General features: G+C 39.6%; 24 protein-coding genes and 2 pseudogenes. 11 read left to right on the plus strand and 15 right to left on the minus strand.

The genetic code is table 11. From position 1 onward, the window contains the following. A partial coding sequence (locus VB654_RS20285; RefSeq protein ID WP_323215608.1) for a DUF6464 family protein occupies positions 1-249 on the plus strand: 249 nt, incomplete at its 5' end. Here VB654_RS20285 and fmt read toward each other — a convergent pair. Beyond that, positions 246-1247 (minus strand): methionyl-tRNA formyltransferase, encoded by a 1002-nt coding sequence (gene fmt, locus VB654_RS20290; RefSeq protein WP_323215609.1) that lies wholly within the window; start codon positions 1245-1247, stop codon positions 246-248. The genes VB654_RS20285 and fmt overlap by 4 nt on opposite strands. 1005 nt (positions 1248-2252) lie before the next feature. On the opposite strand from fmt, the gene VB654_RS20295 reads away from it, so the two are divergent. Next, entirely contained in the window at positions 2253-3521 is a 1269-nt protein-coding gene (locus VB654_RS20295) for a hypothetical protein (protein WP_323215610.1), read from the plus strand. Positions 3522-3813: 292 nt separating this feature from the next. On the opposite strand, the gene minE is transcribed toward VB654_RS20295, so the two are convergent. The 7 genes and pseudogenes from minE to VB654_RS20325 form a co-directional block, all read right to left on the minus strand. Continuing rightward, positions 3814-4113 carry a cell division topological specificity factor MinE gene (minE, locus tag VB654_RS20300; protein WP_323215611.1) on the minus strand — a complete coding sequence of 100 codons (300 nt, stop codon included), beginning with the start codon at positions 4111-4113 and terminating at the stop codon, positions 3814-3816. A 36-nt stretch (positions 4114-4149) separates the two neighbouring features. Continuing rightward, the gene (gene minD, locus VB654_RS20305; protein ID WP_323215612.1) at positions 4150-4956 is read right to left on the minus strand and encodes a septum site-determining protein MinD; all 807 of its coding nucleotides are present in this window, start codon (positions 4954-4956) and stop codon (positions 4150-4152) included. Between the two features lie 44 nt (positions 4957-5000). Beyond that, entirely contained in the window at positions 5001-6041 is a 1041-nt protein-coding gene (gene minC, locus VB654_RS20310) for a septum site-determining protein MinC (RefSeq protein ID WP_323215613.1), read from the minus strand. A gap of 72 nt (positions 6042-6113) precedes the next feature. Continuing rightward, positions 6114-7442 (minus strand): four-carbon acid sugar kinase family protein, encoded by a 1329-nt coding sequence (locus VB654_RS20315; protein ID WP_323215614.1) that lies wholly within the window; start codon positions 7440-7442, stop codon positions 6114-6116. A gap of 56 nt (positions 7443-7498) precedes the next feature. Beyond that, positions 7499-7716 (minus strand): annotated as a pseudogene (locus VB654_RS25280) (hypothetical protein); the annotation flags it as partial. A 198-nt stretch (positions 7717-7914) separates the two neighbouring features. Next, a complete protein-coding gene (locus VB654_RS20320) occupies positions 7915-8508 on the minus strand; it encodes a hypothetical protein (protein WP_323215615.1) in 594 nt (197 codons plus the stop codon). Positions 8509-8694: 186 nt separating this feature from the next. Continuing rightward, complete coding sequence (locus tag VB654_RS20325) at positions 8695-9246, minus strand: NUDIX hydrolase (RefSeq protein ID WP_323215616.1); 552 nt, start codon at positions 9244-9246, stop codon at positions 8695-8697. 50 nt (positions 9247-9296) lie between these two features. Here VB654_RS20325 and VB654_RS20330 point away from each other — a divergent pair, with 50 nt between their 5' ends. Further along, positions 9297-10349 (plus strand): dipeptide epimerase, encoded by a 1053-nt coding sequence (locus VB654_RS20330; protein WP_323215617.1) that lies wholly within the window; start codon positions 9297-9299, stop codon positions 10347-10349. Next, the gene (locus VB654_RS20335; RefSeq protein ID WP_323215618.1) at positions 10333-11382 is read left to right on the plus strand and encodes a DUF1611 domain-containing protein; all 1050 of its coding nucleotides are present in this window, start codon (positions 10333-10335) and stop codon (positions 11380-11382) included. The genes VB654_RS20330 and VB654_RS20335 overlap by 17 nt, the downstream gene beginning before the upstream one ends. A gap of 176 nt (positions 11383-11558) precedes the next feature. Here VB654_RS20335 and VB654_RS20340 read toward each other — a convergent pair whose 3' ends face one another. Together VB654_RS20340 and VB654_RS20345 are read right to left on the minus strand one after the other, a co-directional pair. Beyond that, positions 11559-11798, minus strand: a complete 240-nt coding sequence (locus VB654_RS20340; protein ID WP_323215619.1) for a hypothetical protein — start codon at positions 11796-11798, stop codon at positions 11559-11561. Between the two features lie 61 nt (positions 11799-11859). Continuing rightward, positions 11860-12072: a high light inducible protein gene (locus tag VB654_RS20345; RefSeq protein ID WP_323215620.1), complete on the minus strand. Its 213-nt coding sequence runs from the start codon at positions 12070-12072 to the stop codon at positions 11860-11862. Positions 12073-12348: 276 nt separating this feature from the next. On the opposite strand from VB654_RS20345, the gene VB654_RS20350 reads away from it, so the two are divergent. Then, positions 12349-13383 (plus strand): aspartate carbamoyltransferase catalytic subunit, encoded by a 1035-nt coding sequence (locus tag VB654_RS20350; RefSeq protein ID WP_323215621.1) that lies wholly within the window; start codon positions 12349-12351, stop codon positions 13381-13383. Positions 13384-13600: 217 nt separating this feature from the next. Beyond that, positions 13601-14038: a pentapeptide repeat-containing protein gene (locus tag VB654_RS20355; protein WP_323215622.1), complete on the plus strand. Its 438-nt coding sequence runs from the start codon at positions 13601-13603 to the stop codon at positions 14036-14038. Positions 14039-14182: 144 nt separating this feature from the next. On the opposite strand, the gene VB654_RS20360 is transcribed toward VB654_RS20355, so the two are convergent. From VB654_RS20360 to VB654_RS20375, 4 genes are all read right to left on the minus strand, one after another. Then, positions 14183-15523 carry a TldD/PmbA family protein gene (locus tag VB654_RS20360; RefSeq protein ID WP_323215623.1) on the minus strand — a complete coding sequence of 447 codons (1341 nt, stop codon included), beginning with the start codon at positions 15521-15523 and terminating at the stop codon, positions 14183-14185. A gap of 154 nt (positions 15524-15677) precedes the next feature. Continuing rightward, complete coding sequence (locus VB654_RS20365; protein ID WP_323215624.1) at positions 15678-17150, minus strand: TldD/PmbA family protein; 1473 nt, start codon at positions 17148-17150, stop codon at positions 15678-15680. A 353-nt stretch (positions 17151-17503) separates the two neighbouring features. Further along, the gene (locus VB654_RS20370) at positions 17504-17983 is read right to left on the minus strand and encodes a hypothetical protein (RefSeq protein WP_323215625.1); all 480 of its coding nucleotides are present in this window, start codon (positions 17981-17983) and stop codon (positions 17504-17506) included. Positions 17984-18621: 638 nt separating this feature from the next. After that, positions 18622-20151, minus strand: a complete 1530-nt coding sequence (locus tag VB654_RS20375) for a YifB family Mg chelatase-like AAA ATPase (protein WP_323215632.1) — start codon at positions 20149-20151, stop codon at positions 18622-18624. A gap of 336 nt (positions 20152-20487) precedes the next feature. Here VB654_RS20375 and VB654_RS20380 point away from each other — a divergent pair, with 336 nt between their 5' ends. The 4 genes from VB654_RS20380 (at position 20488) to VB654_RS20395 (ending at position 25168) form a co-directional block, all read left to right on the plus strand. Further along, positions 20488-22035 carry a DNA cytosine methyltransferase gene (locus VB654_RS20380; RefSeq protein ID WP_323215626.1) on the plus strand — a complete coding sequence of 516 codons (1548 nt, stop codon included), beginning with the start codon at positions 20488-20490 and terminating at the stop codon, positions 22033-22035. Then, complete coding sequence (locus VB654_RS20385; protein WP_323215627.1) at positions 21990-23120, plus strand: protein NO VEIN domain-containing protein; 1131 nt, start codon at positions 21990-21992, stop codon at positions 23118-23120. The genes VB654_RS20380 and VB654_RS20385 overlap by 46 nt, the downstream gene beginning before the upstream one ends. A 55-nt stretch (positions 23121-23175) precedes the next feature. Continuing rightward, complete coding sequence (locus VB654_RS20390; protein WP_323215628.1) at positions 23176-23760, plus strand: Uma2 family endonuclease; 585 nt, start codon at positions 23176-23178, stop codon at positions 23758-23760. Positions 23761-24049: 289 nt separating this feature from the next. After that, positions 24050-25168 (plus strand): acyltransferase family protein, encoded by a 1119-nt coding sequence (locus VB654_RS20395; RefSeq protein ID WP_323215629.1) that lies wholly within the window; start codon positions 24050-24052, stop codon positions 25166-25168. Positions 25169-25274: 106 nt separating this feature from the next. Here VB654_RS20395 and VB654_RS20400 read toward each other — a convergent pair. After that, a pseudogene (locus VB654_RS20400) lies at positions 25275-25511 on the minus strand (DUF3611 family protein); the annotation flags it as partial. A gap of 341 nt (positions 25512-25852) precedes the next feature. Between VB654_RS20400 and VB654_RS20405 the strand changes: the two are divergent. Then, positions 25853-26203 (plus strand): histidine triad nucleotide-binding protein, encoded by a 351-nt coding sequence (locus tag VB654_RS20405; protein ID WP_323215630.1) that lies wholly within the window; start codon positions 25853-25855, stop codon positions 26201-26203. Positions 26204-26461 lie beyond the last annotated feature (258 nt).

Raw genomic sequence — 26461 nt, forward strand, 5'->3', positions numbered from 1 at the left:
GGTAAAACGTATGCGGTATTAGAACGCCGTCACAGATACCAATTTAAATCAGGACGTTACCATCTAAGAAATGTAGCCCTTTATGTACAATCTGCCAAAAGACCAACAGAGAAAACTTTAATCAAAGGACGTTGGGTAATTGGCGATGCTACCTGTAGTTATAATGCCCAATCAGAAATTATGCGCTGTGCTGTCAATCCAGAAGGCCCTTGCGAGTCTTGCAATTTCTACGAAAAATTAGAAGTTTAACCATTGCCAAAAACCTCTCCTATGGTTAAACGGTTGCCATTCACAAAATCCCATCCCGACTGGAGACGTTTGCCAGCTAACTGAACCTCGCGTAAAAGTAGCAAACCTTCACCAGTTTGGACAATAGCACCAATTCCCTTGGCGATGCTGACAACTTCTCCTACGCTTCCTGATATGATTGATAAATCAGGTAACTTCTGGTAAATTTCTGTTAAATCAGGTGTCGGCTCGTAACCGTAAGCATCATCAAGGGGAAGCGAGGCGATAATTTTAATTACTTGATTACGGAAAGTAGCTGTACAGTTAGGGTAAAAACCCCTGATTTGATTATGTAATTGAATAGCGCTCCTTGACCAATCTAACGCGTAGTTTTGCTTTTGAATCAAAGATGCATAAGTCGCTGCGGAATCATCTTGCGGAATAGGTGCAATTTCTTGATTTTCCAACTTCAATAGAGTTTCTACTAATAAATCTCCACCAATCACAGATAGCGTCTGGGCTAAATCCTGAGTATTATCTAGCAATCCTATCGGTGTAGTTGCTGTCAATAACATTGCCCCAGTATCCATTCCGGCATCCATTAACATTGTAGTGATCCCCGTTTCTGTTTCGCCGTTGTACAAACACCACTGAATCGGTGCTGCACCACGATACTTAGGTAAAATCGAGCCATGCACATTAACACAACCCAATCTGGGCATATCTAATATTTCTGGGGACAAAATCTGCCCATAAGCTACAACCACAAATACATCTGCATGAGATTCTCGAAGTTGGGTTAAAGTTTCAGCATCCTTTTTAATCCGTTGTGGTTGCCACACAGGTAAGTTATGGTTAATAGCAACTGTTTTTACTGCTGAAGGGATAAGTTTGTTACCTCGTTCCCGACGTTTATCAGGTTGGCTAACAACTGCTAAAACTTCAAAATCAGGTTGATTCAGTAATTTTTCTAGGGTTGGAACAGCGAAGTGAGGTGTTCCAAAAAATACTACTTTCATTAGTTATTACTTATTACGTAGGTCAGACAATTTTATCTTGCGTGATGCAGTTTAATCGATTTTTGCCTATTTATGCACTAAATATTAAATCCCTGACAATCGATAAATAGGTAGAGGTTTCAACTCCCTGATAAATCACCCTATTCCCCGGTCTAGGGTTTCCATTACCCCACCTATTTTACAAAAAATAGTGCAAAATTCATTTTTTTGATGCTAGAGTGGTGTCATATTGGCAAAACCAGGGTGGCTTGATAAACTGACATAATAAGTAAGTTCACAAGCTAATAAATTATTCTAAAGCATACTCAGTACTAGTGATATGTTTTGGTTATATCTAGCAACAAGTAATTGTAGGTCTACTCAGTAAACCTCTTTGATAAATTTCATCCATATCTGGCGACAAGTTTAGTTGCGTTTCTAAAACTGGTGGATAGCAATATCGCAATTTTTCAAGTTGAGATATAAATTTCTATCTGAGGGTGGATGCTAAAGGTGTTTTTTCGTACTATAAGTTGTGCATCATCTTTATCCAGTTTTTAAAGTAACGCCTCACTTTTACCGTTATCAGGGTCTGCTCTGTTGTAGCAGGAATCAATAGGGAAACCACCTGCACTTTAGCTTGAGCTTGAGCTAATGCCAACAGACCAGTTCTTCTGCTCTGCCTCTGTACCGTCAGTAACTTTAGCCTACACGATAAGTAACACCAGTTATTTGATGCCGTGGAGTATTAAGGTTAAGAGCAAAAGTACATTTGATGCAGTAACTTTTAGTTAACCTGCATAAGTTTTTGATGGCAAATATCCAGCCAACAACAATTTGTCAGCGATGAGAGGTGAAACATGATACTAAAGTTTTGTAAAAATCTGCGAACTTTGAAGAAATTCTGGAGTTTTACTGGTTAAAACTAAAAGTTTGTTGTTATACCTGTAATTATCGCCTGCTTTCTTACTGCTTAGGCATTGCTCTTCACACAGCACCCGCCCTCCCTAGAGAGTCTACATCATTATGCTCAAACTCTTCTTGCTGTCAGGTTGGTTCCGCCTTCAACCATCTCTCAATTATGTTATCCTCGTGATGCTGATTGCACCCTTAGTAGCAGCATCGGGTCACTCTAGTTCAGCAAAACAATCAAAAGTAGTCACAAAAATTGCTGACACAACGGCAGCATTAAATGCCGCGCCGTCGGTTGTGGCTAAGATGAATGAACCTTATCTAGTTGAATTATTAGTCACATCTCCCATAACCGCTTTAGTTAACAAATCTGACTCTATGCCATTGTTAATGGCTTCTATTCGGGAACCTTCAATCTTACAAACGAGCAAAATTGAGTCTTTGGTAGCAGCAGATGATTTTTTCTCTAGCAGCGATGTAGATGCTGCTTTTTCATTATCAGCAGTGGAATTAGCACCAATTTCAGAAACGCCTGTTAGCAAATTGAAATTAGGGAAGTCATTCAAATCTAGTAATAGCCTATTGACCGCTAAATCATTGAGAACAACACCGGGACAACCACCAAATTTAACTCCGGAAACACCTGTTGTGGAGGAAATTGATGAAGCGCAAATGGCGCAGAATGATCCCATAGGTAGCCCTTATCCGATTCCTTGGAAATGGATTGTTGCTACTCAAGAGGCTATTGGTGCTAATGGAGGTTCAGGAGTTCGTCACTATCGCAGTGTACCTGTGATTTCTCCTGATGGTAGGTATATTGTTTACAGCCGGGTGGAACTAGAAGTTAAATCCGAAATGTATAACAGTAAAGTTAGTAGTGTCATGTTTGTGGAAGATACAGAAACTAATAGGTTGCGGGTGATGGCTTCAACTGCGCCTATCCGTGATCCTTTGTTAAGTAAGAAGCTTTCATCCTCAGAAGCACTGGATACAAATAGCACTGGAAAAATAGGGGTTTTAGTTCCTGTTAGTTGGTCAGAAAACAGCGATCGCTTCTTAGCCCGTAAGTTTGAGGGTAAGTTTAACACAGGCGACTCTACAGATCAAGCAGTGATTTGGGATCGGCAAAAAAATAATATTAACACTGTGGCTCCGGCGCGTGAGGAACATGAACATGAAAAAATTGCGATTTTATTAGGTTGGAGTAAAAACAAACCTGATCATGCGCTTTTCCGTGCAGGAGAGATGGGGGACGAAGACTGGCCTTTGGTGCAAGTTACTACTGATGGTCAGACTGTAAATACCACAGATGCAGATCAACCTATTACTTTTGGCCAAAAAATTACAGAAGTTTGGGCTGGTCCACAATTTGCTTCTCGATAAATTCCCCAAAAGAGTGCAAAGTGCTGAGTATAAACCAAGTAGGGGTGGGTTGATTCCAATTATTATTAGTAATTGAGCATATCTGTCATAGCTTGCGTGGCGTAGCCATACCCGCCCCTACATCAAGGCTTTCAGCAATCAACAATGTCCTAACCTCCTTCCCGGTTGCTATATCCAAAAACATCGGGAGTTTTTTTAGTCTCAGTATTTCTTCAGTCAAGGCAGTTTTGCATCAATACGGTGCGTTGTGCTATGAGACAACACACCCTACTAAGAATAGTGATTAATCTAACTACTCTGATTTTTCGCTGTTTTCTAATTCAGCCTTGGCTTCTTTGACTCGACGAATGGGTAAATTAGCGATTAACGCTGTGGTGCGTTGGTTGCTTTCTAGAGAAAATTCTAGTCCTTCTGTGTCAATTTCTACATAACGGCAAACTATCTCCAAGATTTCTTGCCGCATTTTTTCTAACTTTTGAGGGTCTAAATCAGCGCGGTCGTGGGCAATCACCAGTTGCAAGCGACGTTTCACTTGAGTGCGACTGGTGTCAGGAGTACGTACAAATAATCGTTCTATAAGTTCAAGAATCATTGCCAATGGGTGTGCGGAGATTGGAATATGAGTGAGTTAACCAATTTTTGTCCATAACAACTTTCGCAGACGGGCGAAGATGTTGTCGCTGGGTGCGTCGAGATCAAGAAAATCGACTTTTTCTCCTTCCAATCTACGGGCAATATTATCAAAGGCGATGGCAGCTAATGAGGGGGTATCCCCTAATACCAAAGGTTCGCCGCGATTGGTAGAAACAATAACACGCTCATCATCAGGGATTACCCCGATTAGGGGTATTGCCAGAAGTTCCTGAACATCTTGCACAGACATCATATCATTTGCTCGTACCATTGCGGGTCGGATGCGGTTAATGATTAAATGGGCGCGTTTAATGCCTTGTGCTTCTAGTAACCCTACTACTCTGTCAGCATCACGAACTGCGGAGATTTCCGGTGTAGTGACGATTAATGCTTCTTTGGCTGGGGCGATCGCATTTTTAAATCCGTTTTCGATCCCAGCCGGACTATCGATAATTACGTACTGAAATTTTTGTGCCAGTGCATTTACTAGCAACTTCATCTGTTCTGGAGTAACTGAATCTTTAGAACGATTTTGGGCGGCTGGTAGTAATACGAGATTGGGTTGTCGCTTATCTTTCACCAATGCCTGTTCTAATCGGCACTCCCTGGCCAGAACTTCCACCGCAGTATAAACAATGCGGTTTTCTAGCCCTAGTAATAAATCCAAATTTCTTAGACCAAAATCGGCATCAACTAAAGCAACTTGACGACCAATTTTGGCTAAAGTCATGCCTAAATTTGCGGAAACGGTGGTTTTACCCACTCCTCCTTTACCGGAGGTAATCACAATAATGCGAGTCATGTTAGAGTTGCGCTCGATGAGGGTTCAGGAAATATAGTAAATACTTATGGAACCTGATTTAACCTATTTAATTGGTTTCGGGAAAAATCATTAGCCCTGGCGATGCGAATTCCTGCGGGCGTAATATGCGCCACTTCTGGAAAAACTTGCATCGGTGATTTTTCTGGGGATCTAGCTACAGTATCTGCGATCCGCAACTGGGTTGGTTCCATTTGCAAGGCCATAATCAGACACTCACGATTGCCTCCGGCACCCGCATGAGCAATTCCACGTAATCGTCCCCATATTACAATATCTCCCTCTGCAATTACGATACCACCTGGATTTATATCTCCTAAAATAATTACTGTTCCAGGATGACGAATTTCTGTGCCAGAACGGACTGTCATTTCCAGATAAAGGGCATCGGCTGGGGTGGTAGTAGGGGCTTTCAACTCCGAAGTCAGAGAAGATTCTGGTTGGAGTTGTTCGACTGAGTAACCAGATGTGACAGCCGCGATCGCTGTTTGGCGACGACTAGTAGCTACAGATTTTAACTCTAGTTGGGCTTCGCTGAAGGCTTCAGCGAATTCTTGCAGTTGTCTACCATCTAACAAACGGTCTTTGGCGATCAAATGTACTGGTATGCTGGATGTCCGCAAGCGATCGCCTGCCTTTAAGCGTAATTTCAATTGTTGCCAAATATCAGCACTTGCTTGGTCTGAGGCTGGTATTTGAGACTCTGTCGGCAAAATTACTAATAGTCTTTCCCCCTCACCTTTGAACTGCACTTGAATATGGTTTCTGAACCTATTTTCTGTCATTAATGATTCAGGAGAATCGATATCCAAACCCACCACATCAGCCGCGATAGAAGTTGAATCTACATCATCAGGTTCAGAATTTGACTGTAAATAGCGGATAACAGAATTTAGCTCGGCATTAGGGATAATATTATCAGAATCGTCGTCATAAATCCCGAAATTCGACTCCCTATGGTCAGCAAAGGTAGGATTTACTTCTACATCCGAAAGTTGAGCATTCGACTCTGCATCAGGGAGTGCAGAATTTGACTCTAAATTGGAGATATGGGAATCAGAAGTCATGCAGCACTAGCCAAAAGATACACCGAGTAATATCAATATTAAGTCAGTTACAAAATACAAAAAATTTTTTACCTATATATTATTTTTAGCTAATCTTTGGTAAATTGTCCCCAAGGCATCAGCATCGCCAACATTACCAGGAAACAGCACCACCGGCAAATTAGGAAACAGAGGATGTTCTGATGTGGTGATTACCATTGAACAACCAGCTAAAATTTGTCCTAATGATCGGGCTGAATTTAAAGATAGACCCGTACTTAAGACATCATTTGAGGTAATTCCACCCTTGCTGATTAAAAATCCAATATCAGCTGGTAAACCCCGCACAATATCCATCAATAAACGAGAAACTTTCACACCGAACTCTAATCTGGTATTCACATCTTTAAAAGTGAGTTCTTGACGACTAGTATAAACTACTGGAGTTTGACCAGCCTTGTGTACTGCTGTTATACTTTCCAACACTTCGGTTAGTAGTTGTTCTGATTCATGCACTCCATCATTCAGTAACCGCGCCACCTCTACTTCAATTCCCACCGTCCCCTCAACTTGCAATAATGAATGTAACTGCTGTGTTGTCTTTTTGACGTGAGAACCCACAATTACTGTACCTGGTTTTCCTCCGCGCACATATTCCGCCATGTTTTCTGCGGCAATGGGTTGAGGAGGCAAGGCAGCCAAAGCTGTTAAAATACTGGCAGCACTGCGAAACAAAAAGCGTTTTCCTTGACTCGCAGCTGTTAGCACATCCACAGCAAAGGAATTCAGGTCAGATTGTGTTTCACCATCGACAACAGCGCACTGATTATTACTGAGTTTTAGTAAGCGTTCTAAACTACCAGACCGGATATCATCAAGTAGAAATCTAGTTACAGATTCCGCCTGAATCCGCCCTTGGGTTTTTTCATCCACATACTTGGGTAAGTAACTGTGATGATAGCTAAACACCGAATCACGGGCAAATTCTGTTTCATGTACGGGGGTAGGTATACCGTCAATTATTAGGTAATGTACGCTGTCACGGGTGATCCGCCCACCCTCAAAAAATGCAGGGACAAGAAAATGAGCATCAAAGGGGCCAAGTTCTTGAGCGATCGCATCTGTTTCTATAGGATAATGTCCCCGTAATGTCGAATCAGAACGGCTGACCACTAAGAAATCCGTTATATTTTCTGCCGCTAAAGCCAGCTTTAAATTTTGACAAACTTCTCTAGTCACAGATGCTGCTGACTCTGGCGGTAAGGATCTCGTATTGGTCAGCACAAAGAAAATCGGTGAATCATCTTGTAAGCCAAGGCGTAAAGTGTCCACATCCCAGTGCATTAGCAGCAAGCAGCTGTGGACTGTTTGTGATCCTGTGGGGTCATCATCTAAGACAATAATTTTGGGTTGGTTGCTCATTGTAAGTCAATGGGGACGACTGTGTTTAGGAACATCCTAGTGGAAATTTGCTCAACTCAGATTTTTTTTAATTTTCTGACTTCTGCTTGTACATCCAAGGCATCTGCAAAGATTAATTGAGAAGTTGAGTATCTTCGTTAGTTTGACTACTAACTTACAATGCTTGCAGATTGGCTAAATTATTCATAAACAATTCTTGGTTATTTGCAGATAGTTTTTTATTATCCCGCAAAATTCGTTCATTTTTAAGAGAAATTACTAAATCTTCTCTAAGAAAAAGTCAAGTTTTTCACCCACGCAAGCGGGTTTTGTTTGTATAGCCGCGACTTCTAGTCGCCAGGGTTACTATGAAACCGCCAGTTGAATATTTATTTTAGTCGGTTTCCCCCAGAAAAGAATAACAATGGTAATAGGTGAAATATAATATACCCTAAATGTCATCTGCATTCATTAATCTTGCTAAATACTTTCCTCAACTAAGATGTGATTGTTCCTCATCTCCTTCTAAATATTTCATTTCCGTTTGCACATCTTGGGAAATTTTCAAAACCTCATTAAGTAACCGTGAATATTCTCTTGCTTCCTGTTGGATTTGTAAGGCTTGTATAGCAGTTAAATTACTTTCTAATAGTTGCACATTACGATCTAAAAAAGTACGATTTTTTCTTAAAATTTGCTCTGTTTTTAAAGCACAAATCAAATTATCTCTTGTGGTTGTTAGTGTAGAAATTAACTGTTCACGCTCCTGAAAATTTGCTTCTTGATTTCCCACTGCTTCTAGCTGGTCTCTAATATCTATTGCTTTTAAAACTGCATTATACTTATCAACTTCATTCAGAATATTTTTCTGCTTTTTTCGCAACCACTTCCACTTAATTAAATATCCCAGAGGAATTAATCCCCAGCCTAGAATTAATATCTTCTGCACGTAATCACCTATGAGCAGTAACAGTGCTAAACGTGGGTATTGTAACTTTTGATAAGCTTTTATATCTCGGTTACTTAGACCAGCTATTGTCTTTAATTCTTCATGAGTTAGGTATAATTTTTGTAAATCAGGGCGCATAGATTAACTCGTGATATGGTAATTAATACTGCAATTACTAATAACCAATTCTAACAAAAATATTTGTTACTGAGCAGTGACTAGAGATATTTTTGAGCAAATAATTCAGACAAAGTAATCATGTCTTGTATTCAAGTCCCTTACTAGCATTTATTCATATTTCCAACAGACTTGTTATATGTCAATTCATGAGTTGAGTAAATTTAAACCTAAAAAGAGAGCCGCAACTGTTCCCGAAACCGAAATTTCGCCGTTGATAATTTTATTTAAAACTAATTCTACAGGAATCAAAACAACTTCAATATCTTCTGTAATATCTAATTTTTGCTCCCCCATTTTTGTGACATTTTCAGCTAAAAACAAATGTATTTTGTTAGTATCCTTGACCGGATTATCATATAAAGTAGCTAATTTAGTCACTTTTTGGGCTACATAACCAGTTTCTTCTTGAAGTTCTCTAATTGCTGCTGTTTCCGCGTTTTCTTTAGTAGCATCGAAACTTCCAGCCGGGAGTTCCAACAAAATTTCACCCACCCCATGCCTATATTGACGTACAAAAACAATTTCTTGATGATTTGTTATAGGTAAAATTAAAGCAATTTCCGGTCTAACAACCACAAAAAAATCATCTATAATTTTCCCATTAGGTAATTGAATTGCATCTTTCCTAACTTGACACCAGCGATGATTTAAGACCATTTCTGATTTGAGAATATGCCACTTTTTTAATTTATTCATACTCCAATCATTTAAAATAAAACTGTTTTTATCCTGACCAATATTGAGCTATGCAATTAGAAGTAAAGTTATTTACTGTCAATAAACGCTTTCCTTTGACTATTAGTCGTGGGACAACAGCCCAAACCACAAATATATGGGTGAAAATTTTACATGATGGTATCGAAGGCTGGGGTGAAGCATCGCCATTTGGTGTAGGTACTCATTCCCAATCCACTGATATAATCAAAAGTCACTTACAGCAACTTACACCAATATTAAAAGCATTTAACCCCTTACAGCATCAGCAAATTGAAAAAATTTTAACACAACAGCAAATTCCTTCATCAGTCAAAGCAGCGCTGGATATGGCGATGTATGACTGGCTGGGTAAGCGTGTGGGATTACCTCTCTGGCAAATTTGGGGACTTGACCGTAATGTTACAGTACCGACTTCGGTAACAATTGGGATTAATTCACCAGCAAGAGCGAGAGCAAGGGCGCGGGACTGGTTAAAATTTATGGATGTTCGCCTATTTAAAGTGAAATTAGGTAATCCAGAGGGTATAGAAGCAGACCAGCAAATGTTATTAGCAGTACAACAAGAAGCACCCGGTTTAGAATTATTTGTAGATGCAAACGGGGGTTGGAGCGTAGAAGATGCTATTTATATGTGTAATTGGTTAGCTGATTTAGGCATAAAATATGTAGAACAGCCATTACCACGAGGTCAGGAAACGAGTTTAGTCCAACTGAAGGAGAAAACCCCCCTACCAATATTTGTGGATGAAAGTTGCTTTACGAGTAACGATATTCCCCATTTAGCTAACTATGTAGATGGAATTAATATCAAAATTATGAAATCAGGTGGACTCACAGAGGCCATGCGGATGGTTCATACAGCGAGAGCTTATGGTTTGCAAGTGATGTTCGGTTGCTATTCTGACAGTACACTAGCCAATACAGCCGCAGCACAGTTAGCACCATTAGCTGATTATTTAGATTTAGACAGTCACCTGAACTTAATTGATGATCCCTTTACGGGCGCATGGGTGCAAGAGGGGAGAATTTTACCAAATGATTTACCTGGCTTGGGGGTACAATACAGTGAGTTTGCCGCTTAATCAAAGAATAGCAATTCTACTACACGAAGGAATTACTGGTACTCAGGGTAAAACTGGGCTATCACTTTTACGCTACAGTGAATCCCCCATCGTTGCCTTGATTGATCGTGAGTCTGCTGGCGGGTCTGTGTCAGAATTAACAGGGATAAAGCGTGATGTGCCAATTGTGCCGTCATTAACAGCAGCACTGGAGTATAAACCGGAAGTTTTGGTAATTGGTATTGCGCCTAAAGGTGGTGCTGTACCGGATGATTATTGGCTAGAGATTAAAAATGCTTTACAAGCTGGGATGTCTTTGGTCAATGGTTTACACACACCAATGGCAGATATACCAGAGTTAAAGGTTCTGCTGAAACCAGGACAATTAATTTGGGATGTGCGGCAAGAACCAGCGAATTTGGGTATTGCTAGTGGGTTAGCTCGGACTCTTCCCTGTCGGCGGGTGCTGACGGTGGGAACTGATATGGCAATTGGTAAAATGTCTACTAGCCTAGAATTACATTGGGAGTCACGGCGCAGGGGATGGCGTTCTAAATTTTTGGCTACAGGTCAAACTGGGGTGATGTTAGCAGGAGATGGTGTACCCTTGGATGCTGTGCGGGTAGACTTTGCGGCTGGTGCTGTGGAGCAAATGGTGATGCGTCATGGACAAAACTACGATATTCTCCACATTGAAGGACAAGGTTCACTGCTGCATCCTGGTTCTACGGCTACCTTACCTTTAATCCGTGGTTCCCAACCAACCCAATTAATTTTGGCACATCGGGCGGGACAAGTTCATGTGCGTAATCATTCCCATGTCGTAATTCCGTCTTTACCCAAGGTGATTCGGTTGTATGAGACTGTGGCTAGTGGAGAAGGCGCTTTTGGAAATGTGCCTGTAGTCGGTATAGCTTTGAATACGGCTCACTTAGATGAGTTTACAGCTCAGGAGGCGATCGCACAAACTACAGCCGAAACTGGTCTACCTTGCAATGATGTCGTGCGTTTTGGGGCTAGTCTGCTGTTAGATGCAATTATTCGTAATTCGTAATTCGTAAAGTCAGATTAGGTAAGAATTAATTTATCAATTGATGAACTTCCTGGTAACGGCGGGTTTATTTTTTGCCACAATTATATATAAACTGATTGGAACATTAATAAGAAGCCTTGGGGATAAAATCAAGACTTCTAGTGAATTTATGCAATTGATAGTCTAAAAACAACGATTTAGCCCAGGTGGTTGAAATAAATTGCCCAAAGGGTTCCGGTTACGCCGATGGCAATTAAAGAGTTAGTGAAGAAACGTCCTAACTCGATTCCTCTTCCTAGCTTATTATCGTCTTGTCCAGCACTAAAAAATAATGACCAAGCTTGGTTGGCATTAATTATTTCAAAGTTATTGAAATTGGGTCTAAATACAACTGGGCCTAGTAAATCTTTTTGGGGAAAATCAAAATCGGTTCTCATATTTTTTTCTCGCTGATTGTTTTACTGTTAGTTAATTTCGCAAATTTCTGGAATTTTGAATTTACAGGTTAGTTAGCCAACCAATTAAACCATTTCCAGTAATCACTTCCACTGCTATGAGTGAGAGAAAACCAATCATCGCTAAACGTCCATTGAGTTTCTCTGCATACTCAGTAAAACCTGCTCTTGGGGTTTGCTCTACATAAATTTTTGGTTCAATTGCAAATTTATTGCGTTCACCGAGTTCGTTGATCTTAAATCCTTTACTGGTCATGGGTTTTTCTTTATTTACCTTCTTATGTAACTAAATATAACATTATGTAAATTATTTTTACAAGAGGTTGACAAATAACCTAAATGTGGTGATAACCGTAATAAATGGTTCGGTGCTACCTAATATTGTGAGATATCGCTTCAAAAGCCCACAGGGGGAACAAGTATCTATAGATAGAAGGCAGGTGTTATGATTTCCACTGCATATGTTATGTAAATAAAAAAACTATAGGGGCATAAATTATTGCGCCTTTACATAGAACACTGAAAGCTATTTATGCCTACTACCACCTGGAATCGTCATCACGTTCTTTCCCTTGCTGACTTCACAACTGCCGAGTACGACACTGTTTTACAAACTGCTGCTAGTTTTCAGGAGGTGCTGTCACGACGGACAAAGAAAGTACCAAGCCTACAAGGACAGGTGGTGGCGAATTTATTTTTTGAACCTTCTACACGCACCCGCAGCAGTTTTGAACTAGCCGCCAAACGCCTGAGTGCAGATACACTAAACTTTGCCGCCGCTAGTTCTTCCATGACTAAAGGAGAAACAATTCTTGACACAGCTAAGACTTATTTAGCTATGGGAACTGATATTATGGTGATCCGCCATCGAGAAGCAGGAGTACCCAATGCGATCGCGCAAGAAATGGATCGTCTAGGTGTGCGAGTTAGTATCCTCAATGCTGGTGACGGTCAGCATGAACATCCATCCCAAGCACTGCTAGATTTATTTACCATCTGTACTCTCATTGACCGCAGTCACCCCCGCTTGGAACTGTTAAAAGATAAAAAAATTGCGATTGTCGGAGATATCTTACATTCTCGTGTAGCGCGATCAAATATCTGGAGTTTAACAGCCAGTGGCGCACAAGTGCATCTAGCCGCACCACCAACCCTGCTTCCTCAGTTATTTAAAGACTTTGTTTTAGAAGAAGCTAAAACAGACTCATCCCCCACACTCAACCGCCAACTATTTCTACATTGGGAACTAGAACCAGCCTTAAAAGATGCAGATTTAGTCATGACATTGCGCCTGCAAAAAGAACGCATGACGGCTCATTTACTCCCCAGTCTGCGAGAATATCATCAAACCTTTGGCATTACACGCAAAAAGCTAGAACTGTGCAAACCCAATGTTAAAGTTCTACATCCGGGGCCAGTCAACCGGGGAGTAGAAATTAGTTCAGATTTAATGGATGACCCAGAATTTAGCCTGATTCAGTCACAAGTTACCAGTGGTATTGCCATTCGCATGGCACTATTATACTTATTAGGTAGTGGCAAAGATTCAGGAATTACCATCAAATAGGTTCCCACGTTCGTAGTGAGGACTTTAGTCCTCTCCATCTCCTTTAGGAAAAAGGGCTAAAGCCCTGACTACGAGCTTAAGTTATTTTTATTTACTCATTTATTCAGTAAATTCCTCCTCTAGCCAGAGGACATAATACTGAGAATAGGGCAAAATTTGAATCATAGCAGTGAGTTAAATCAATAACTCCTGGAGAAGAATAGAAGGTAAATAAATTATGAAAACAATATTTTTGACCGCAGCAGCGTTACTCAGTACGCTATCTTTAGCTGCGCCTATTTCTGCTACAGAAAAACTTACACCCAAACAACAATTATTAGAAACCAGAGAATGTTATGGTTGCGATTTAACCAACGCTAACCTCACAGGCGCTCACCTCATAGGTGTGGATTTGAGAAACGCTAATTTAACAGGTGCTAACTTAGAATACGCTAACTTAGAAGGCGCAGATTTAACAGGTGCTAACTTGCACTCTGCTGATCTCACAGAGGCCTTTGCCAATGGTACTACTTTTGATTATGCAAATATGACCAATGCCGATTTGAGTGATGCCAACTTATATAATGCTCAGATAAATGGTGCAGTTATGATTGGTACTGATGTCAGTGGTGCTGACGGTTTTGATATCAATCTCGGTATTGGTGGTGAAGAATAAGAGTTAGGAGTCAAATCATAACTCCTAACTGTAAACTTTTAAGTAGGTAGGAAAAAACCAAACTATATTCCGAAAAGTAAACAAAACAGGGCAAAAATCCTTAAAGACAACCCCCATCAGTTAACTTGATTTACGCCCACTTACTTAGTCACCAGTAATCGAAAGTTGATCAACCCAAATTTTGGGACACACTCCACCAGGAGTAAGCTCTGCTTCTTTATCTACATACACTATCGACTTCAGAAGTTCTAAGAAATCCCCAGCCACAGTTGCTGATTCAATACTCGTTCTCACGCCTTTGTTAACTAGCCAGCCATCGAAAGGTAGAGAAAACGAGCCTTGTAAAGACTTCACTCCTGCATGGAGAGCTTGCAAATCATCAATTAAAATTACATTTTCCGCAGTGTCTAAGCTAAAATCCTGTTCAGGTGATGTCGCTGCAAAAACATGATAAAAATTAGGGCTGACACTAACTTTTGCACCAATACTGGCGTTACCTGTAGGCTGGGTATTCATTCTTTTGGCAGTACCCGCACTGTGAAGAAAACTTTTTAAAACCCCATTTTCAATCAGCGAAACCTGACGAGTGGGAGTTCCTTCACCGTCGAAACTTTCTGCACCAATGTTAGCGGGATGCAGCGCATCATCATAAACCGAAATCAGAGGTGAAGCAATTTGCTTACCTAAATCATCAGGATTAGATAAGCTTTGATTATCCAAAATACTTTGAGCGTTGAATAAGTTAGAAAACGCACCCAACAAACTTAAAAAAGCATCAGGAGAGAAAACAACTCGATACTTACCAGACGTAATTTTCTCATAATTTAAGTGGCTGATAGTTTTCTCTGCTGTTTCCTTGATACAACCATTGATATCGAGATTATTTAAACTCCGTTCAATTCTAAAAGCACTACCACTACGAGGTTTTTTACCATCTTCCTCAGTTTTGCTGTAAAGAAAAATTGATGCCAAAGAATGAGATTCTGTTCTAGTTGCACCATCGCTATTGAGATAAAACCTGTCAATATCTCTTTGGGCTAAACCGTTATAAGGTACGCCCTTAATTGCCTGATGAGCTGCTAAAAGTTCTTTTTCGGCTAAAACTAGGTTATTTATCAACTCAGCCACAGGTGCTTGGGGTGCTTTCTCCTGATGTGTCTTAGAGATAGGAACAGTTGCTTCGGGACTAAAATCAGGGACATTTTCCTTAACACCAAAAAAACTAGCTTCGTAGGCAGTTTTTAAGGCTAATTCCAGTCCTTTAGGATCTACATTCGTCGTGCTAGTAACACCCATTGTATTGTCTTCATTCCAGACACGCACTGTCACTCCAGAACGATTTGAGGCTTTAACTTGTTTTGGCTCACCTTGGTCTACTTGGACGCTAGTTTCATCGATTGTAGAGCCATAAATGTCAAATTTCTTAATCCCAAGTTTACTAGCATTCTCCTTGGCATTATTAGCAATTTCATTAATATTAGGCATGATCAATTTTGGATTTTGGATTTGATATATTGCAGTACCAAAAGTTTACTTTGTGACTTGGTGTAAGTAAGTCGGCATGAATAAATCATCATGGTTTGTCGTTACGCTTTAGCGCTAAAGCGCAACAACTAACGCCAAGAAAAAAAATAATTTTTTATCTGCCACCAACGGTAATGGAATCAACTTTAATGTGGGGTTGTCCAACTGTGGTGTAAATACTGCCGCTAACAGAACCACAGAAGCCGGGCGCAAGTTCCAAATCTTGGGAACACATGGAAATTTTATTCATGATTTCCTTTGCTTCACCAATGAGAATAGCTCCTTTTAGTGGTTTTGTGAGTTTGCCATTTTCAATTAAATAAGCTTCATCGACACCAAAGTTAAATTGACCTGTAGCCCCAACGCTACCGCCACCCATTTTTTTACAATAAATGCCTTTATCAACTGAGTTAAATAAATCTTCTGTGGTGTATTCACCAGGCGCAATATAAGTATTACGCATCCGACTAGCCGCAGCGAAGGTATAACCTTGACGGCGACCGCTTCCGGTTCTGGGGTGTCCGGTGCGGGAAGAACCTGTTCTATCTGCTAAAAAGTTTTTCAGAACACCTTTTTCAATTAATAGTGTTCTTTGCGCCGGCATTCCTTCGTCGTCCATGTCAATAGTGCCGAAGGCATTTTCTGCCCGACCTTCATCCCAAGCTGTTAGACTTTCGTGGGCAATTTTCTCCCCTTTTTTATCTGCAAAGGGAGTAGTCTTGCGTTCGATTTGGGTAGTTTCTAAAAGATGTCCGCAAGCTTCGTGGAAGATTACTCCACCGAAGTGATTGGCCATAATAATCGGGTATGTCCCGGAATCTACATAATCTGCATAAAGCATTTTTCCAGCAGATTCGGCAATTTTTTCGGATGCTTCTTGATAATCCCAAGTTCTCAGGAAGTTAGCATCACTGGTATTACCGACACGTTCACCTATAGATGTCCGATTAGCTCCATCAGCACACAATAGGTTAAATCCTACTGATTGGGTCAGGCGAATGTCACGAGCAAATGTACCATCACTAGCAGCAACTAAAACTTCTTGCCAGTCGCGGAAATAGGAAGCCCGGCGAGATTGTACGTGGTTGGCTTTTTTTTGAAGGTAGCTAGTGCCGTCAAGAAGGACTTCTCCCATTTCTTTAATTGAACTGCACAGAGGTAGCCAGCCATCTTTACCTCTTTTTGTGGCGTAGTCTCTGAGTAATTCTAGATTGATTTCTGGGATGAAGGCGTTATGAATAGGTAGTTCTAATCCGAGAATAGAAAGTCCTTTTTCTAAGGCTGCTTGCAAACCGGAAAAGGAAAGGTCGTTGGTGCTAACGTAACAATCAGCCTGACCACGAAATACTCTAACTCCTGCACCTGTGGCTAAACTGGGTGAAATACTGGTAATTGCGTCGTCTTCTGCTAGACAACTGATATAGTTACGACGTTCTAAGAATAATTCGATGAAATCAGCACCTGCGGCGCGTCCGAGTCCTAAAAGGGTGGCTAGGGGAGCTTCCCAGGTTTCATCGAATCGCTCTGCTGTGGAGGAATATTGTAGTGTGGGGATTTGGTTGGAGAGAAGTAACGTACTTGTAAGCATGAATAGTTCCGTCTGCTGGCGTTATAGTTAGGTTTACTGTATTTTCTTTACTTGATATATCTATCTAGGTTAATAATTTCTTTAATTTATTGCAAAATAAATCTTCCTTATCGAATTTATATTAACAGATATTTAAGTAATTGTCAACAGTCAATACTCTGTTTTTGCACTGAATTAAAGAAGAAATTGAGGGATTTCCTCAAGATAAATTGTAGCGTGGGTTAGCGATCGCCAACAATTAAAGTGGGTGAGACTATAACTTTAGCGCAGTCAATTGTTATATAAATTTCAGAACTGGTAGGGAGTTGGCAATGAAGATGATTGTGCCTGCGGATATTGCCCAAAGTTACTAGTTACTTCATACAACACAATTGAAAAAAACTTCTGGTTGTGGTAATCAATTGTGAACTGCCGTAAGAACCAATGATGGGAATTTCATCAGATTCTGAGGAAAAAGATTTATTTTCTGCCAAATAAAACCAACCTTCTATCTGGATTGAGAGAAAAGTCGTTGGAGAGTTGGAAGGATCTAAACCATTATGAGAAAGTAAGAGTTTATAATCATTAGATCCCTCCAACAATTGCTCCTCACTATCAAATGTAATTGTACCTTTGGTAGTTCCTGGGCCTCCCTCAATTGCTGGACCAGTAAGAGTGAGATGGATATTGCTATAAGTACCATTTTCAAAATCGAATGAACCAGTTAATGTTCCTCCATCATCAAATATTATGTTGTTTGCCGTCCACCTGAGAGCTTGGGCGGGAGACGTACCTGCAAGGACACCAGCAGCACCACTACCAACAACTAACGGCAGAATACGAGATAGCTTCATCAAAATTCCTCCTTGATAGAGTTAAATAATACACATAAGACACGGACACGAGATTGAAGACTGAAGCCGCAGAAAGGCGCAGCACAGAGTCAAAAAAGCTGTTTACTTCAGTGAGGATTCAAATAATCCATTTATACAAGTAACTTTTACACACTGACGTATCAGTAAATCATTGGGTACAATTTAATCTAATGCAAAATACAATTGCAAGGGTCTTTATCTTAATTTATCGGAATGTTTGGTTTCCTTTGCACTAATTTTACCTTTTACGTAATTTAAGCTTGTATTTGTGACTAAATATACCAATTAATGAAATAATAAAAGATTTTTTCTAGGGTTATGTTCGGATAATTATTTATGGTTGCAATAGCAACATCCCCAGTCTAAATCAGGGTTAGGAACAGAAAGCATCGTAAAAGCGATGGAAATATACTGTTGGCTAAGTATAAATCTAGTTGTATCAAATTTTTAAATTATCAAAACTGTTCTCATTGAGAAGACTGCGGCTATATGGGATTACTATTTGATTTTTATTGGCGTAGCCTGTGCTTTGTGCTTACAGACAAGTAGGTGTGTATAAATCCGGGGCATAGCTATGAATGAGTTTTTACGATAAATTATTTAAATACTGTGCTAGATTATTGCATCCTATCGATGGTGCGGTATTGAATCGCTTCAGCTATATGATTGGCTTTTAATTCATCTTCCCCTGCTAAATCTGCAATAGTCCGCCCGACTTTCAGAATGCGATCGCTCGCCCTTGCAGATAACCCTAATTTTCTAATTGCTGCTTCTAATAAACTGCGGCTAGTATCATCTAACTTGCACCATTTCTGGAGATGATGACTTTGCATTTGAGCATTGGAACGCAGATTTGGTTCTCCTTGAAAACGTTTAACGGCGCGATCGCGTGCCTTTGTAACTCTCTCTAAAACCGAAGTTGAAGCTTCTCCCGTGGGTTGTTGGGTAATTTCCTCTGGCTTTAAACGATTAACCGCTACTTGCAAATCAATCCGATCCATTAAAGGACCCGAAAGCTTTGCCCAATAATTTTCTCGTTGCCTGGGTGAACAGGTACACTGTTGAATAGTATCGCCATAGTAACCGCAAGGACAGGGATTTGTACTGGCGACTAAAGTAAACTGCGCCGGAAACATCACCGATTGTCTAGTGCGGGAAATGGTTACATAACCATCCTCTAAAGGTTGGCGGAGAAATTCTAAAACATCCCGTTTAAACTCTGTTAACTCATCCAGAAATAAAATTCCTTGGTGAGATAAAGAAATTTCGCCAGGACGGGGAAAGCTACCACCACCAACTAAAGAAGGTCCCGATGCTGAATGGTGGGGACTGCGAAAAGGGCGATCGCGTACTAAGGAACCGCGATTTTTCAACAACCCAGCCACCGAATGAATCCGAGTCACTTCTAAAGATTCCGCAAACTCCAAAGGTGGTAAAATACCCGGTAAACGCCGAGCTAACATCGTTTTTCCACTTCCTGGAGGTCCGACGAAAATTAAATTATGACCACCAGCAGCAGCAATTTCCAAAGCCCGACGAGCATGAGCCTGTCCTTTGACATCTTTTAAGTCTGCACCAGGATAAGCTGTTTTAGGTAACGGTTGTGAATTATCTGTTTGAACAGGTTTGTAACGCCCTGGATTATTTAGCAAATCTACCACATCAGCGATATTTTTGCACCCGTAAACCGCCAATCCTGCAACTACCGAAGCTTCTTGAGCATTATCCACTGGCACCACTAAACCTGCAATGCCCATTTTTTGGGCTGTAGCCGCAATAGGTAAAACCCCAGCCACAGGACGTAAACTACCATCTAAAGAGACTTCCCCCAAGAAAAGATAATCTCCCAACAAATCAGCACTAACTTGTTCAGAAGCCGCCAAAATTCCCACACTAATGGGTAAATCGAAACATGGCCCTTCCTTGCGTAAATCAGCCGGAGTCAGGTTAATCACAATTTTCCGCATCGGGAAAGCAAAACCAGCATTTTTCAGCGTCGCTTTAACTCTCTCCTTAGATTCTTGCACCGCCGAATCTGGAAGACCCAACACCACAATTCCCGGTAAACCCCCTGAAATATCGACTTCAACACCGACTTTAACGGCATCGATGCCCACAATAGATGCACTCCAGACTCTAGCCAACATTTCTTCTATATATAGTAAACCTTTAAAATCTCTAGCAGATGAATTGCTAAATCGGCATGGGTGAAACCACAGAGACAATTCCTCATAATAATTAACCATACTTAAAAAAATTATTGCTCAATCAACCATAAACAGCAATTATTCTGTTTTGATAAAATTACTGTTATGCGATATTTTACAGCTTATAGTTTGGTAATATTATTATGCTAATTAGATATTGAATATCCTAAAAATGTGATGGTTTTCCATTAATTTTAATTTTTAATGCCTGTAGTGGGTAATTAAATTTATATTGCCGTACATCAAAAAAAATGCTAGTAAAAGCGAGGTTCTTGTGTGTTAATAAACCCGATTAAACAAAAAATTAACCGACTTAAATTGGGAGGTAAACCCAGAATTTTAGATATTTTTGCAGGGTGTGGTGGTCTCTCACTCGGTTTTCAGAAGGCCGGATTTGAAATTGTAGGAGCCGTAGAATGCGATCATCTAGCGGCTCAGTCTCATGCTGTAAACTTTTGCAAAAACATATCACCAGAACTCTGGAAAGTTCATGCTAATGCCCGCGATATTACTGTTACCGAACCTGAGCAACTTATTAGTGAATTACATCTCGGTTCTGACGTAACTAATGCTATTGATGTAATTATTGGCGGGCCACCTTGTCAAGCTTTTGCCAGAGTGGGACGATCAAAATTGAGAGAAGTAGCTGACCATCCTGAAGCTTTTATGCAAGATCCCAGAGCCAATTTGTATCTAAGATATTTACATTATGTAAAAGCGTTGCGGCCTTTGGCACTCTTAATGGAAAATGTACCAGACGCGCTCAATTATGGAGGTCATAATATTGCTGAAGAGATGTGTCAAGTCCTGACTAAAAGTGGCTACAGATGCGGCTATACTCTCTTGAATGCAGTTTATTACGGTGTTCCTCAAATGCGCGAGCGTATGTTTTTAATTGCTTATGCTAATGAACTTGAGGCACAAGTTACTTTCCCCAATCCAACTCATTGGATAGAACTTCCTAGAGGTTATAACGGTTCAAGACAAGTAGCTTTAAAAAATCTCTCAATAAATAAACAAAAGGTATTATCTAAGCAAATGGATTTGTTCAATATTGACTTATCCTCATACATATCACCGCCGCCGCCTCATCCTGGTTTACTGAAGGCTATTAGCGCTAGTGAAGCTATAGGAGATTTACCGCCCATAACCTTGCATTTAGAAGGAAAGCTGAAACGTGGTGCTAAAAGATTTACAACAACAACTCCCTATTCTAATACGTTAAAAGCTTCAGACTACGCTCAAAAACTTAGGAAATGGGAGGGTTTTGAGGCGAATGAAGGGGTTAAAGATCATATAATTCGGGTACTCTCTCCCAGGGATTTCGACATATTTCGCCGAATGTCGCCAGGAGAGCAATATCCAGAAGCTTATCAACACGCAGTAAATATCTTGAATGAAAAGCTAGAGCAGTTAAAGATATCTGGGATCAAAATGGAGTATGATACTGTAGAATTCAATACTTTGAAGAAACAAATTGTTCCTCCTTATGATCCATCTAAGTTCCCCAATAAATGGCGAAAAATGGAGGAAGATAAACCTGCAAGAACGTTAATGGCTCACCTGGGTAAAGATAGCTATTCCCACATCCATTATGACAGCACACAGGCTAGAACTATCTCAGTACGAGAAGCAGCACGTCTACAGTCATTTCCCGATCAGTTTCTTTTTGTTGGTACTATGAATCCAGCTTTTAAGCAGATTGGAAATGCTGTTCCTCCTTTGCTAGCCGCAGCGATCGCTAATCAAATGTTTTCACAAATACAAAGAGCTATTATATGTCAAAAAAGCTTGCCGTTAAAAGACTTACTGACTCAGACCTGACATTTTTTGAGTGCCACTTTAAGAATCCGAACCGCCCTGGTGGAAAACAAAAAGCGATCAACTTGAATGCCAATATTTTTATCGACAAGCTCTATCCTACTTTATTGGATTATGTACAAATCCAACCAAAAAACAGGATATCTCTAGATATTTCCATCTATGGGCCTGGTCTTGAGGGTGAGTATAATCTTCAACGAAAGATAGTTAAAAGTGAGAATTCCAAAAATTTGCGGCTAAATGGTGAATTTGTCACAAATCCTGGTGAGAATACTGTAAGATTTAATATTTTAGAACCCGGTGATTTTGTGATTTTTGACTTTGATAGAATTAATGTTCCCGTTTCTGCTAAAGCTATATTTATTTCCAGGAAGCACGAAGATGATATCTCCGTTCATGCTGCCATAGAATTATTTCTAGGAACATCAAAAATGGCAAATTTGACACTTATAGATATTAGAAAAATCATTGCTGAAAGTAAGATTGTTTCAAAACATCCTATTCATGAGCTTGTTTTAGATGATGATGATGCTTTAGAAGATTTTGTTCAAGGTGGAGATAAAGGACTACAAACGCTATTATCTAAACCTTCAGGCAGAAGAATATCTCTTGCTGATTTAAAAAAAGCAAAAGAAACAGCTGAAATCAACGGACGAAGAGGGGAAGAATTTGTAAATGTACATCTTGCCTCTCAAAAAGAATTAGGCAAAATCCGTGATTACAAATGGGAATCTAATGAAAATCCAGTTTCAGTTTATGATTTTTCCTTAATATTGCTTGATGAGAGCCAAGTTTTAATTGATGTTAAATCTACTGGAAAAGATTTTAAATTGCCATTTCATATTTCACTGGGTGAGTTACGTTGTATGGCTAATGCACAGCGATACGATATTTATCGAGTTTTTGGCATGAGTCAGGATTGCGCCAAGATGAGAATTACAGAGTGCGTTCAAAAGTTTGCTAGTGGAATTTTAGAAATCTTCCAAGAATTACCAGAAGGAATATCCCCTGATTCAGTTTCTGTGGAACCTTCAGCTTTAGTTTTTACAGAAGAAATTGAAATTTATGTTAATGATGATGAAGAATAGCAGGGTGTCTTAATGCGATCGCTAAAATAATAATTCCTAGAGATGCAGGTGAATTATGGTTCAAACCCCCACCAAACCCTTAACCCTAGAAGAATTCCTCCAACAACCGGAAACCAAACCAGCTAGCGAATTTATAGACGGTCAGATTATTCAAAAACATATAGCCCAAGGAAAACACAGCACGCTTCAAGTGGACCTTGGTGCTGATATCAATCTAAGGCTTAAACCTCAGCATATCGCCCGTGCTTATTCGGAACTGCGCTGTACCTTTGGGGGTAGATCCATTGTTCCTGATATCGCTGTCTTTACATGGGAACGCATCCCCCGTGACGATAACGGTAAAGTATCCAACACCTTAGCGAGAGCTGCGCTCGCCGAAGGCATCGCACCAGACTGGACAATTGAAATCCTTTCCCCTGACCAAAGTCAAACCAAAGTCGTCCGTAACATTCTCCACTGTCTCACCCACGGGACTCAGATGGGTTGGTTGATTGATCCCGAAGAAGAAGTGGTATTTGCCTATTTTGCTGATCGCACCCTTGCAGTTTTTGAATTAGCAAGCGATCGCTTACCTGTCCTACCCTTTGCAGAATCATTCAACCTGACTGTGGGTAAACTTTTTAGTTGGTTAAAAGAATAGCATCATCGAAAAATAACGTTAAGCGATCGCTGAAATTGGCATGATTAAAACTACGGAAATGATTTTCAAGTACCGGAAAATTCATCCGCTCGCACGCAACCAAATATAGCAATTACCAAGATGGTTAAGACATGGCAAAATTTCCCAACCAAGTCACATAGCCAGTATTTCTATTTTGACTTTTGCTATACTTTTACCCCTTTAATTGTTCTGAAGATGTTATGCTTTACTAGCATGGCTACCCAGATTTAATGTTAATATTGGCAGGCAGTTTTTATTTTCTATTATTATGGCTACTCATCCAGGTGACAGTAAACCTTCTTCCAATAGATATTTTTCTCTTGATATTATTAAAGCAATAGCTATTATTTTAGTAGTTATTTGGCATACTAAACCAATTGTTTTTCTCAATATCGAAACTAATACATCTTTTCTTGTAAAGGCATTAAACAAAATAAGTTTATTATTCTACTTTGAAATATCTTTGCTTGCCGTTCCCAGCTTTTTTATTGTTTCACTCTACATTTTTTTCTTGAAAAGTAGCAATAATAATCAACTACCTTATTTGAAAAAGCGCTTGATTCGCATTTCTCAAGTTTTTTTTGTATGGTCTATAGTTCAGTTTTCAATATTTTTTCTTACCACAGGTGTTTTAGTTAATGGTGAAATATCTCAATTTCATTGGTTGCCATTTGAATCTCCATTACAGTTACTAAAAATGGGAGGTCCTTCTCTTCCGAAAGTCGGAGATTCTGTATTTTATTTCTTGTTTAACTTGATGCTACTCGTTACAATATGTAGTACTTTTTCGATCCTGAGAAATAAATTTAGTAAACATATAAATTACTTTATTTTTAGCTTACTTCCTATTTCATTGATAGGATTTGAAATATCTAGCTTCCTGGGGTATAATGTGCCATATCACAGTATTTTAAACTTTATTGTATATATACCTATTACTTATTTTTTGTCATTCCTTGAACCTCAAAAAATAAAAAAAGAATACGCTACAATCAAATATCTCGGAATCATGGGTACGTTGTTTTTATTATTGATTTATAAGAATGAAGTCTGGGGATATACAAGTATTTATGCTCGAAGTTCTTTAGTTATAGGATCAGTTTTATTATTTTTGGTTGCACTAAAAATTGCTGATTTAAGATTTTGTATCAAATATAAGTCTTTCTGGTTATTCTTTTCGACACATTCTCTAGGTATATTTGCTATACACAAATACTGGCAATATGTGATTCTATCTATTACCGAAAACTACAGGTATCGGGAACAGTTTGTTTTTTTCAATTTACAAATACAAAATTTATTATTTTTTTTGTTGATAATATTTCTTACAAGTTTTACTTGTTTTTTTCTGGGAAGAAGTAAATTCTTAATGAAGTATGTTAAGTAATATTACTGCCCTCGACAGTACATATTCTGCACGACAAGATATATGATGAAGGAGAAGGTTTGGCGGAAGTTTGCCACCAGTTCCAGGATAGTCTGATGGTGAAACCTTAAGGCATAATCAACATTTTGAAAGTCAATGTCCCCACTTGGGACAAAGCAATCAGCACCGCGATCGCCATGATGCCAGTATTAGCCAGCAACCCCAACTTCACATTTTGGCTCACCTGAAACTTGGCTGGACGAAGATTTGGACTTTCTAATTTGTTTGCCAATTGCGTGTAGCGAAAACACCAGTAAATACTAAATAGCAGAATCACCAAACAGGCGATCGCCAATTCTAGACCAAAGGAAAATCCGCTTCAGAATTGAGAAAATCAAACATAGGATAGATTCCGGGGAAAAAAGGGCATCAGATATCCGATACTCTAAAATTTGAGGCAATTCTATAAATCACTAATTTTGATGAACTACAAACCTAGCATTAGGAACAAGCACAACAATTGACAAATCTAAATAACTCTTTTATGGAGCAAGCAAGTCTGCGGCACAATTTATTAATATGTAACAAAACTTTAACCAGAGCTTACCGTGGGTAAACTTTTTAGTTGGTTAAAAGAATAGCATCATCGAAAAATAACGTTAAGCGATCGCCTAAAATCTCTAACAGATATATAGGTAAATCTGCATGAATGAAACCACAGATACGATTTTTAGCAAAATTATTCGCCGAGAAATCCCAGTAGATATTGTTTATGAGGATGACTTAGCCCTAGCATTCAAAGACATTAACCCCCAAGCCCCAGTTCATATCCTCGTCATTCCCAAAAAACCCATCGTCAAATTAGCTGATGCTGAATCCCAAGACCAAGCACTTTTAGGACATCTGTTATTAACTGCTCAAAGCGTAGCCGCAGAAGCGGGATTAAACAACGGTTATCGCGTTGTGATTAATAATGGCGCTGATGGCGGTCAAAGTGTCTACCATTTACATTTACATATCCTGGGAGGACGGCAAATGGACTGGCCTCCTGGTTAATCAAACCTCAATGAATCGTGTCTTGAGATGCGATTCATTATAAAAACTAATCATTTTTATAAGTAAAAATTTATTAAAATCCCTTTACAAAACAAAACTTTTCCTCTAAGGTAGTATTCAAGTAGGCAAGTTTACCTACCTAATTCGTAAACACGAAAAGCAATTATAAAAACATGACCACAACCTTACAACAGCGCCAAAGCGCTAACGTATGGGATCGCTTCTGCGAGTGGATCACCAGCACCGACAACCGCATCT

It is taken from the genome of Nodularia sp. UHCC 0506, assembly GCF_034931045.1.
In the GTDB taxonomy this organism is placed as follows: Bacteria; Cyanobacteriota; Cyanobacteriia; order Cyanobacteriales; family Nostocaceae; genus Nodularia.

Coding starts and splice junctions, on each gene's coding strand:
- VB654_RS20345 (WP_323215620.1), bottom strand. CDS start 12,072: ATGACCAGTAAAGGATTTAAGATCAACGAACTCGGTGAACGCAATAAA.
- VB654_RS20330 (WP_323215617.1), top strand. CDS start 9,297: ATGCAATTAGAAGTAAAGTTATTTACTGTCAATAAACGCTTTCCTTTG.
- fmt (WP_323215609.1), bottom strand. CDS start 1,247: ATGAAAGTAGTATTTTTTGGAACACCTCACTTCGCTGTTCCAACCCTA.
- VB654_RS20365 (WP_323215624.1), bottom strand. CDS start 17,150: ATGCTTACAAGTACGTTACTTCTCTCCAACCAAATCCCCACACTACAA.
- minE (WP_323215611.1), bottom strand. CDS start 4,113: ATGATTCTTGAACTTATAGAACGATTATTTGTACGTACTCCTGACACC.
- VB654_RS20405 (WP_323215630.1), top strand. CDS start 25,853: ATGAATGAAACCACAGATACGATTTTTAGCAAAATTATTCGCCGAGAA.
- VB654_RS20350 (WP_323215621.1), top strand. CDS start 12,349: ATGCCTACTACCACCTGGAATCGTCATCACGTTCTTTCCCTTGCTGAC.
- VB654_RS20340 (WP_323215619.1), bottom strand. CDS start 11,798: ATGAGAACCGATTTTGATTTTCCCCAAAAAGATTTACTAGGCCCAGTT.
- VB654_RS20395 (WP_323215629.1), top strand. CDS start 24,050: ATGGCTACTCATCCAGGTGACAGTAAACCTTCTTCCAATAGATATTTT.
- VB654_RS20370 (WP_323215625.1), bottom strand. CDS start 17,983: ATGAAGCTATCTCGTATTCTGCCGTTAGTTGTTGGTAGTGGTGCTGCT.
- VB654_RS20360 (WP_323215623.1), bottom strand. CDS start 15,523: ATGCCTAATATTAATGAAATTGCTAATAATGCCAAGGAGAATGCTAGT.
- minD (WP_323215612.1), bottom strand. CDS start 4,956: ATGACTCGCATTATTGTGATTACCTCCGGTAAAGGAGGAGTGGGTAAA.
- VB654_RS20355 (WP_323215622.1), top strand. CDS start 13,601: ATGAAAACAATATTTTTGACCGCAGCAGCGTTACTCAGTACGCTATCT.
- VB654_RS20295 (WP_323215610.1), top strand. CDS start 2,253: ATGCTCAAACTCTTCTTGCTGTCAGGTTGGTTCCGCCTTCAACCATCT.
- VB654_RS20375 (WP_323215632.1), bottom strand. CDS start 20,151: ATGTTGGCTAGAGTCTGGAGTGCATCTATTGTGGGCATCGATGCCGTT.
- VB654_RS20385 (WP_323215627.1), top strand. CDS start 21,990: ATGTCAAAAAAGCTTGCCGTTAAAAGACTTACTGACTCAGACCTGACA.
- VB654_RS20325 (WP_323215616.1), bottom strand. CDS start 9,246: ATGAATAAATTAAAAAAGTGGCATATTCTCAAATCAGAAATGGTCTTA.
- VB654_RS20390 (WP_323215628.1), top strand. CDS start 23,176: ATGGTTCAAACCCCCACCAAACCCTTAACCCTAGAAGAATTCCTCCAA.
- VB654_RS20320 (WP_323215615.1), bottom strand. CDS start 8,508: ATGCGCCCTGATTTACAAAAATTATACCTAACTCATGAAGAATTAAAG.
- minC (WP_323215613.1), bottom strand. CDS start 6,041: ATGACTTCTGATTCCCATATCTCCAATTTAGAGTCAAATTCTGCACTC.
- VB654_RS20315 (WP_323215614.1), bottom strand. CDS start 7,442: ATGAGCAACCAACCCAAAATTATTGTCTTAGATGATGACCCCACAGGA.